The sequence below is a fragment of the uncultured Brevundimonas sp. genome (genome assembly GCF_937870815.1).
Lineage (GTDB): Bacteria > Pseudomonadota > Alphaproteobacteria > Caulobacterales > Caulobacteraceae > Brevundimonas.
The window spans coordinates 1-8,968 of the sequence record NZ_CALMZS010000008.1; the positions used below are offsets into that span (position 1 = coordinate 1).

Genomic DNA, 8,968 nt, shown 5'->3' on the forward strand with positions numbered 1-8,968 from the left:
GACCGCTTCCTGCGCCTGAAGCTGCTCAGCCTCGGCATCGTCTCGGACTGCGAGAGCCACATCGTCACCCGCGGGGTGAAGAACGTCACCACCCTGCCGCTCGGCATCGTCACCCCGCACGTCGGCTGAACGGGTCAGCGATGGATCCCACCAAGCTAATCGAGGTCACGCCCGCCGAATTCGCCGCGATTGTGGCGCTATTTCTTCCTGGCTTTGTTTCATTGCGTGTCGATCGCCTGATCCACCCGCAACGGGATGGCGGCGTCGGCCAGAACATCATCGAGATTGTTGGATACTCGTTGCTGAACGCCGGTTTGCTCAGCTGGGCCATCCTGCAAGCCTCGAAAGCACTGGCCACGACCCCTTCAAATTATGGCCAGCTTGCTCTCTATGCCCTGCTGGTCTGCTTGATCGGTCCAGTGCTTTGGCCGATTGCCTTCAGACTGGCTCAGCGCTGGGCGGCGCGTCGTCGCTGGATTGTGGGGCCCTACCGAACCGCCTGGGACGATTATTTCAGTCGGAGACAGCCGGCCTGGATTGTCATCCACATGGCGGACGGCAGCCTCTTGGGTGGCTATTTCGGCAAGGACTCGACGGCATCGATGGGTAGCGAAGCGGGCCATCTCTATCTTGAAGAACTTTGGCAGCTGGATGAAACGGGAAAATTCCTGAAAGCCATTCCTGAATCGCAAGGTGCAATTTTCCGGCCGGCGGACTATTTGTGGATCGAGCTTAGGAGGGACGATTGATGAGCGATCAGATCACCAAGCCCGATCCCCGTCGGTACGAAGAACGGGGCGGTTGGTCGCCTCGCGTCAGCGGCCCCAAGAATCCTCCTCAAGGGCCGTCGGCCATCCCGGTGAAACCGGCTGTGCAATCTCCGCAACCCAAGTTGCGGTCCACGCACCCATCGGCCTAGCACGCCCATGATCGAGATGGTGATCGACGCCCGGCGCAAGGACCTGGGCGGGTTCGAGGTCGGGCGGGTGCTGCCGTTCCACGCCCGGCGCATGGTCGGGCCCTTCATCTTCCTCGACCAGATGGGGCCGGCGGATTTCGCCCCCGGAGCCGAGGCGATCAATGTGCGGCCGCATCCGCACATCGGCCTGTCGACCCTGAGCTATCTGTTCGAGGGCGAGATCCTGCACCGAGACAACACCGGCGCGACCCAGGCGATCCGCCCCGGTGAGGTCAACTGGATGACGGCCGGCAGGGGAATCGTCCATTCCGAGCGCACCGACCCGCTAAGGCAGGGCGCCGGCGGCCCGATGCACGGCATGCAGGCGTGGATCGCCCTGCCGACCGAGGCCGAGGACGTCGACCCGTCGTTCCATCACCACGGCGAGGCGGATCAGCCGGCCTATGAGAACGGCGGCCTGTTCGCCCGGCTGGTGGCGGGCGAGGCCTATGGGGCCAGGGCGGCCGTCGCGACCTCGTCGCCGCTGTTCCATGTGCACTGGGAGCTGGCCGAGGGGGTGCGGACCATGCCGCCGCCGGGCAAGGGGGTCGCGGGCGGCTATTCCGAGCGGGCCCTGTATGTGGCGAAGGGCGAGATCGAGGTCGGCGACCGCAGCTTCCACGAGGGCCAGATGATCGTGCTGGAACCGACCGCCGAGCCGACGGTGCGGGCCGTGCGGGCGTCGACGGTGATGGCGCTGGGCGGCGAACCGGTCGGGCCACGCCTGATCTGGTGGAATTTCGTGGCGTCGTCGCAGGCCCGGATCGACGCGGCCAAGGCCGACTGGAAGGCCGGGCGGATGGCCCTGCCGGCCGGGGACGACGGGGAGTTCATCCCCCTGCCCGACGAGCCGTCGGCGGCGCGTCCGGCGCCCGGGGCGGCGAGGCCCGGTCCGACCGATCCGGTCTGAGCCGAAGCCCGCGCGGGATAAGGTTCCGGACACCCATCGGCCGCCTCGGCCTGGATCAGAACAACCTATCGAGGCTCCACATCTAGATCGCCACGCCCGTGGTGCGCATGATCTCGGCCCGCAGCTCGGGCAGGCCGTCGCCCTTTTCGGCGGAGGTGACGATGACCGCGGGGTAGGCGGCCGGGCGTTTGGCGATGGCCGTGAGGGTGGCGGCCTGGACCTTTTCGGCCTCGCCCTTCTTGAGCTTGTCGGCCTTGGTCAGGACGATCTGGTAGCTGACCGCGGCGAGGTCGAGGGCGTCCAGCGCCTCGTCGTCGACGGTCTTCAGGCCGTGGCGGGCGTCGATCAGCAGATAGACCCGCTTCAGCGTCACCCGCCCGCGCAGGTAGTCGCGGCCGAGGTCCTGGAATTTCCGCACCGTCGCCTTCGACGCCTTGGCCCAGCCGTAGCCGGGCAGGTCGACCAGCCGCATCTTCCCGTCGAGATCGAAGAAATTGACCTCGCGCGTGCGGCCCGGCTCGTTGGAGGCGCGGGCCAGCTTGTGCATGCCGACCAGGCCGTTGATCAGGCTGGACTTGCCGACGTTCGAGCGGCCGGCGAAGGCGATCTCGGGCAGGTCCGGCTCGGGCAGCTGTTCGATCCTGGCGCACCCCATGACGAAGGTGGCGGGCCGCGCGAACAGGATGCGCGCCTGCTCCAGCGCCTCGGGGGTGAAGTCGTCCAATTCAGGCCTTCGCCTTCTTCAGCCGCGCGAGGAAGGCGTCGATCGGGTTCTCGGCCTTGAGGCGGTGCATGATGATGTACTGCTGGAAGATGGTCAGGATGTTCGACCACGCCCAGTAGATCAGCAGGCCGGCCGGGAAGGTGGCCATGATGAAGGTGAAGACGATCGGCATCAGCTGGAAGATGCGGCGCTGCACCGGGTCGGGCGCCTGCGGGCTCATGGCCATCTGCAGCCACATGGTCAGGCCGTAGAAGATGGCCAGTATGCTGAGGGCGAAGGCGCCGCCGAGCAGGGAGCCGACCAGCGGCGCCGAGGCCGGGTCCCACGGCAGCAGGCCGAACAGGTTCCAGACGGTGGTCGGGTCCGGCGCCGAGAGGTCGCGGATCCAGCCGAAGAAGGGCTGGTGCCGCATCTCGATGGTCACGAACAGCATCTTGTAGACGGCGTAGAAGACCGGAATCTGGAGCAGCAGCGGCAGGCAGCCGGCCAGGGGATTGATCTTCTCCTTCTGGTACAGGGCCATCAGCTCCTGCTGCTGCTTCTGCGGCTCGTCGGGGTGCTTCTTCTTGATCTCCTCCATCTTCGGCTGGAGGTTGCGCATCTTCGACATGCTCTCGTAGCTCTTGTTGGCCAGCGGGAACATGACCAGGCGGACGGTCAGGGTCAGGGCCAGGATGGCGAGGCCGAAATTGCCCAGGAAGCCGTAGAAGAATTCGATCAGCCAGAAGATCGGCCGGGTCAGGAAGAACAGGAAGCCCCAGTCGATGGCGTAGACGAACCGCGGCAGGTCGAGCGACTGCTCGTAGCCGGACAGGATCTCGTTGCGCTTGGCCCCGGCGAACAGGCGCCGGGTCTCGGTGATCCGGGTGTTGGGCTGGATGGTGCGGGCCTCGCCCAGCATGCCGGCGGCGTGGACCCTGTAGGCGCCGGCGTCGGTGACGCGGAACTCGGCGGCGATGCGCTCGTCCTGCTGCGGGACCAGGGCGGCGAGCCAGTATTTGTCGGTGATGCCGAGCCAGCCGCCGGTCGATTCGTGCTCGTCGGGGCCCTTCTTCTTGGCCCAGCCGCTGTATTTCAGCTGGGTGGTCGAATAGCGGCTTCCGTCGCCGAAGGTGCCGATGGCCCCCTCGTGCAGGACCTGGTTCTTGCCGAGGTTGGCCGGCACGCCCTGGCGCTGGACGCTGGCGGCGGGGGCGACGACCACCGGCTGGGCGCTGAAGTTGGCGACGGTGTCGGTCACCGTGAACATATACTGCTCGTCGACGCTGATCCGGCGGGTGAAGCGCAGGCCGGCGCCGTTGTCCCAGGTCAGCACCACCGGCGTCGCCGGCGTCAGGGTCGCGCCCTCGGTCAGCCGCCACGGCGTGGCCGGACCGGGCACGCCGCCCGGAATGTTCGGGCCGCTCCAGCCGAACTGGGCGAAGAAGGCGTGGCGCATGCCCTCGGGGCGGAACAGCTCGACGGCGGGCGAGTCCGCGTCGATGGTCTCACGGTAGCGGGTCAGGAACAGGTCGTCGATGCGGCCGCCGGTCAGCGACAGCGAGCCGGTCAGGGTGCCGGTGCGGATCGGCACGCGGGCGCCGTTGCGGCCGAGGGCGACGGTGCGGTCCTCGGTGAAGATGGCGGCGCTGACCGGCGGGGCGGTGACCGGCGCCGAGGTCGACTCGGCCGCGGCCCGCTCGGCGGCGCGACGCTTCTGCGTCTGCGGCTCCATCACGAAGACGCTGTAGGCCAGCAGCATGATCGACGCGATCACGATGAAGATGATCGTGTTGCGGCTGTTATTGTGGGGGGGCATGGAGATCAGGAATCCTGGCCGGCGGGCGATGTCGGTGCGTGGGGCGCGACAGGAGGCGCCGACCGCGGGGTCGCGAGCCTTGTAAGCGCCGATTTGACATCGTCAAGCAAACGGTCCCACGGGCGCTCCGCCGTGCCCATCCGGGCGATGAAGACATAGTCGCTGCCGGGCCGGGCCAACTGCGGGGCCAGGGCGCGGGCGGCCTCGCGCAGGCGCCGCTTGGCGCGGTTGCGGATCACGGCGCCGCCGACCTTGCGGGTGGCGGTGAAGCCCAGCCGCACGGTCGGGTCGCCGTCGGCGCGGTCCAGCCGCTGCACGACCACGGCGCCGCGGGCCTCCGAAACGCCTTTCGCGGCCGCCAGGAACTGGGGCCGCGTTTTCAGGCGTTCGATTTTCACGAGGTCGCTCATGCGCCCGGTCCCGGGCGCCGGACGACACTAGGCCGTCAGGCGCTTGCGGCCCTTGGCGCGGCGGCGCTGGACGATCTTCTGCCCGTTCCTGGTGGCCATCCGCGAACGGAAGCCGTGACGGCGCTTGCGCACGAGTCGCGACGGCTGATAGGTCCGCTTCACGGTCGGCTCCTGGGACTGAAAACATGGGTGGCGGCGGAAACGGGTCCGTCGCGGGAAGGGCGGGCGTATAAGCGGGGAAGCCCGTGGTGTCAACGCCGGGGGGGCGTCAGCGGAGGGACGATGCGCCGGGTCAAACGCTTCCTGCCCCTGATCGCGCTCGCAGGCGTGATCGTCCTGATCTTCGCCATGGGCTGGAACCGCTACCTGTCGCTGGACACCCTGCGCGACCACGGCCAGAGCTTCCGCGACTTCACCGCCGCCCACTACCTCCTCAGTTTGCTGGCGCTGATGCTGCTGTTCGCGGTCCTGACCGCCAGCGTCGTGCCGGGGGTGTTCTTCCTGACCATCACCGCCGGCTATCTGTTCGGGCCGTGGATCGGCGGCGTCGCCACCTCGGTCGCGGCCACGGCCGGGGCGCTGGTGGTCTATGCAGCGACGCGGACCGCGCTCGGCGAGCCGCTGCGGCGCAGGGCCGAGCGCGACGCCGGCCTGATGCGCAAGGTCTGCGCCGCCATCGACCGGGACACCTTCTGGTACGTCCTGGCCTCGCGGCTGGCGGTGGTGGTGCCGTTCCACATGATCAACGTCGCCGCCGGGATGATGGCGGTGCGGCCGGCGCCCTACGCCCTGGCCACGGTGATCGGCCTGCTGCCGGCCCACATCATCTACTGCTGGATCGGGGCGCGGCTGAACGCCCTGCTGGCCGCCGACCCGGACCCTGATCTCCAGGCCCTGTTCGCCCAGTTCTGGGCCCCGATGACCGGGGTCTTCGTGCTGGCCGTCGTCCTTCCCTTCGCCATGAAGGGGCTCCAGGCGGCGATGCGGAGGCGGCGGGGCGCATGACCGACGCAGCGAATGGCCCAAGCTTTGCGTTGGAGTCGGCATGAGCGAGGCGCGCCAGCCCCTGCGGACCGACGGCGGACGGCGCCTGCGCCTGCCCGAGGCCTGGCGCGACCGGCTGCGCTTCCACGCCCCGGACGCCCTGGCCTGGCGGCTGCTGCTGCTGACCTTCGTGTTCACGGCGGTGGTCGAGGTGCTGATCGTCGCGCCCAGCGCCGCCGGCTTCCACGAGCGCTGGCTGCTGGACCGGCTGCAGTCGGCCGAACTGGCCTCGGTCGGGGTCGAGGCCCTGCCCTATTCCGCGGTCGAGGACGACGTCGCCGAGCAGCTGCTGGCCATCGGCGGGGTGCAGGCGGTGGTGGTCGGCGACCAGGGCGTGCGGCGTCTGCTGCTGCAGGCCCCGAACCTGCCGCGCACGCCCGACCTGATCGACCTGCGCCAGGACCGGCCGTTGGCCCGCCTGCTGGATCCGTGGCGGACCCTGACCGGCCACCCCGACCGTTCGGTGCGGGTGCAGGCACGGCCGCGCTACCGCTCCGGGGACTTCATCGAGATTCTCGCCCCCGCCGAACCCCTGAAGGCGGAGCTGCGCGCCTTCCTGCTCAACAGCCTGCTGGTCTCGCTGTTGCTCTCGCTGGTGGCCGGCGGCCTGCTCTACGGCGGCCTCGCCCTGCTGGTGCTGCAGCCGCTGCGACGGGTGACGCGGTCGATCGAGCGCTTCGCCGTCGATCCGGAGGCCGAGGGCGATCCGCCCAGCGACCGTCACGACGAGATCGGCCGGGTCGAGCGCGAACTGGCGCGGATGCAGGACGAGGTGCGCCAGTCGTTGCGGTCGCGGGCGCGGCTGGTGGCGCTGGGCGAGGCGGTGGCCAAGATCAACCACGACCTGCGCAACATGCTGACCTCGGCCCAGATCGCCTCGGAACGGCTGGCCGACTCGCCCGATCCGCAGGTGGCCAAGGCCCTGCCGCGGCTGGAGCGGGCGCTCGGGCGGGCCGCCGCCCTGTCCCGCAATGTGCTCGAATACGGCCGCAGCGAGGAGCCCGAGCCCCAGCGCGCCCGCTTCGCCCTCGGCCCGGCGGTGCTGGCCGCGGCCGAGGACGCGGGCCTGGGCGCGGACGGGGTGCGGCTGGTCCGGGCCATTCCGGCGCGTTTCACCGTCCATGCCGACCCCGACCAGCTGCACCGCGCGCTGGTCAATCTGATGCGCAACGCCCGCCAGGCCATCGAGGGCGACGCCACCCGGGTCGGCCGCAAGGGGGTGGTCAGGGTCGCGGCCGGGCACGAGGGCGCGGAGGCGGTGATCCGCATCGCCGACAACGGACCCGGCATTTCGCCGCGCCTGTCCGGGCAGCTGTTCGAACCCTTCGTCAGCGGGCGGAGCTCGGACGGCACCGGCCTGGGGCTGACGATCTCGCGCGAACTGGCGGTCAGCCACGGCGGCGACCTGCGCCTGGTCGAGACCGGTCCGGGGGGGACCATCTTCGAACTGCGCCTGCCCGACTGAGCGCCGAAGGCCGGGGCGGCTCCAAATCCCGCGATCGGCGTTATCTGTCGCGGAACGCCGAAAACGGCCCCGCTTGCCGGCCGGCCTTTGCATCAAGGAGCCCGTGATGATCCGACTGACCCTGACCGCCGCCGTCCTGGCGCTCGCCGCCGCCCCCGCCCTGGCCCAGAGCGCGCCCGCGCCGGCCCCCGCCGAGGCGGGGTCGCAGGAATGGCTGCGCCAGCGCGGCGAGACCTACAGGCGCGCCCCGGATTCCGAGCAGAACCCGGCTGAGGTCGCCGCCACCGCCCGGCTGAACGCCGAGATCGCGGCCCGCAACGCCGCGGCCGCCGAGGCTGAAACCGGGGCGATGAGCGCTTTCGAGGAACAGAACGCCCGCTGGCGCGCCGAGACCGCCCGCCTCGAGGCCGAACGCGCCCAGTGGGAGGCGAACGTCGCCGCCGCCAACGCCGCCCGCGCCCAGTGGGAGCGCGACAAGGCCGCCTGGGAGGCGCAGATGGAGGCCTGCCGGCGCTCCGGCCGGGTCTGCGTCACCTCGGCGCCCGACTACTAGGGCCGGGCGGGATCGACCGGTCCCCCCCTGTAACCCCGGCCGCGCCCCCGCGTAGTCCCCCGGGCCGTTGCGCCTCGCCGGCGGGCGTGAGACCGTCGACCGGCGCGCGTGTCCGGAGGGGTTCATGACCGATGTCGCCGCCGATCCGCCGGCCGGGGAGCAGGCCCCGACCGGTCGCCGCGCCGACCGGCGCCTCGCCGGCGGTCGCGTGGACACCTACCGCCATCCGCCGCTGGTGCGGCTCACCCACTGGCTGAACGTCATCGCCGTGGTCGTCCTGCTGATGAGCGGGCTGAACATCCTGGCGGCCCATCCGCACCTGTATTGGGGTATCCGCTCGACCTTCGCCGATCCGTGGCTGAGCACGCCGACGGTTCCGGACTGGCTGCTGGTCCCGCAGGGCCGCAACCTGGCCGAGGCGCGCAACTGGCATTTCCTGTTCGCCTGGATCTTCGTGGCCAACGGGATGATCTATCTGGCCTGGATGCTCGTGTCCGGCCGGTTCGGGCGGCGGCTGTGGCCGACGGGGCGCGAGCTGGGCGGCGTCTGGCCGGCGCTGAGGGAGCACGCCCGCTTCCACTTCCCGACCGACGATCGCGTGCGGACCTACAATGTCATCCAGAAGCTGACCTATCTGGCCATGGTGCTGGCGGTGCTGCCGCTGATGCTGGTCACCGGCCTGTCGATGTCGCCGGGCTTCAACGCCGTCGGCGGCGTGCTGCTGGAGATCCTGGGCGGGCGGCAGTCGGCCCGGACGCTGCATTTCATCGCGGCGGGGCTGATCGTCGCCTTCGTCGTCGTCCACGTCGGGCTGGTGATCTGGACCGGCTTCCTCAACAACATGCGCGCGATGATCACCGGCTGGTTCACCATCCAGCCGCCCGGCTCGACGGCGGGGCCGAGGCTGCGGCGCCGGACACAGGCGGGAGACGCGCCATGAACCGCCGCCGCTGGCTGACCGGCGCCCTGGCGACCGCCGCCGCCGCCTTCGTTTCCGCCTGCGGAGAGGCCAGCTGGCGGCTGTCCGAGCAGGCGCGGCGCATGGGCGAGGGGCTGACCCGCCGGACCCAGCGCCTGCTGATCCCCCGCGACGCCCTGGCGCCGAC

10 protein-coding genes and 1 pseudogene are annotated in these 8,968 nt (G+C 70.2%); 7 read left to right on the forward strand and 4 right to left on the reverse strand.

The window, feature by feature from the left end:
* From Q0588_RS00590 to Q0588_RS00600, 3 genes and pseudogenes are all read left to right on the forward strand, one after another.
* A pseudogene (locus Q0588_RS00590) lies at window positions 1-129 on the forward strand (AsnC family transcriptional regulator); the annotation flags it as partial.
* Between the two features lie 11 nt (window positions 130-140).
* On the forward strand, window positions 141-749 hold the full coding sequence (locus Q0588_RS00595) for a DUF6338 family protein (RefSeq protein ID WP_298742805.1): 609 nt from the start codon (window positions 141-143) through the stop codon (window positions 747-749).
* 177 nt (window positions 750-926) lie between these two features.
* Window positions 927-1,868: a pirin family protein gene (locus tag Q0588_RS00600; RefSeq protein ID WP_298742807.1), complete on the forward strand. Its 942-nt coding sequence runs from the start codon at window positions 927-929 to the stop codon at window positions 1,866-1,868.
* Between the two features lie 82 nt (window positions 1,869-1,950).
* Here Q0588_RS00600 and yihA read toward each other — a convergent pair whose 3' ends face one another.
* Genes yihA through rpmH form a run of 4 tightly spaced genes read right to left on the reverse strand, consistent with a single transcriptional unit; the run spans window position 1,951 to window position 4,962 of the window.
* Window positions 1,951-2,592: a ribosome biogenesis GTP-binding protein YihA/YsxC gene (yihA, locus tag Q0588_RS00605; RefSeq protein ID WP_298742809.1), complete on the reverse strand. Its 642-nt coding sequence runs from the start codon at window positions 2,590-2,592 to the stop codon at window positions 1,951-1,953.
* 1 nt (window position 2,593) lies between these two features.
* Complete coding sequence (gene yidC, locus Q0588_RS00610; RefSeq protein WP_298742811.1) at window positions 2,594-4,390, reverse strand: membrane protein insertase YidC; 1,797 nt, start codon at window positions 4,388-4,390, stop codon at window positions 2,594-2,596.
* Window positions 4,391-4,395: 5 nt separating this feature from the next.
* The gene (gene rnpA / locus Q0588_RS00615) at window positions 4,396-4,800 is read right to left on the reverse strand and encodes a ribonuclease P protein component (protein WP_298742813.1); all 405 of its coding nucleotides are present in this window, start codon (window positions 4,798-4,800) and stop codon (window positions 4,396-4,398) included.
* A gap of 27 nt (window positions 4,801-4,827) precedes the next feature.
* A complete protein-coding gene (gene rpmH, locus Q0588_RS00620; protein ID WP_298742815.1) occupies window positions 4,828-4,962 on the reverse strand; it encodes a 50S ribosomal protein L34 in 135 nt (44 codons plus the stop codon).
* A gap of 120 nt (window positions 4,963-5,082) precedes the next feature.
* Here rpmH and Q0588_RS00625 point away from each other — a divergent pair, with 120 nt between their 5' ends.
* The 4 genes from Q0588_RS00625 to Q0588_RS00640 all read left to right on the forward strand — a co-directional run bounded on the left by Q0588_RS00625 (window position 5,083) and on the right by Q0588_RS00640 (window position 8,802).
* Window positions 5,083-5,805: a VTT domain-containing protein gene (locus tag Q0588_RS00625; protein WP_298742817.1), complete on the forward strand. Its 723-nt coding sequence runs from the start codon at window positions 5,083-5,085 to the stop codon at window positions 5,803-5,805.
* 40 nt (window positions 5,806-5,845) lie between these two features.
* Entirely contained in the window at window positions 5,846-7,309 is a 1,464-nt protein-coding gene (locus Q0588_RS00630; protein ID WP_298742819.1) for a HAMP domain-containing sensor histidine kinase, read from the forward strand.
* Window positions 7,310-7,415: 106 nt separating this feature from the next.
* On the forward strand, window positions 7,416-7,862 hold the full coding sequence (locus Q0588_RS00635) for a cell wall hydrolase (protein ID WP_298742821.1): 447 nt from the start codon (window positions 7,416-7,418) through the stop codon (window positions 7,860-7,862).
* A 124-nt stretch (window positions 7,863-7,986) separates the two neighbouring features.
* Entirely contained in the window at window positions 7,987-8,802 is an 816-nt protein-coding gene (locus Q0588_RS00640) for a cytochrome b/b6 domain-containing protein (RefSeq protein WP_298742823.1), read from the forward strand.
* The last annotated feature ends 166 nt before the right edge of the window (window positions 8,803-8,968 follow it).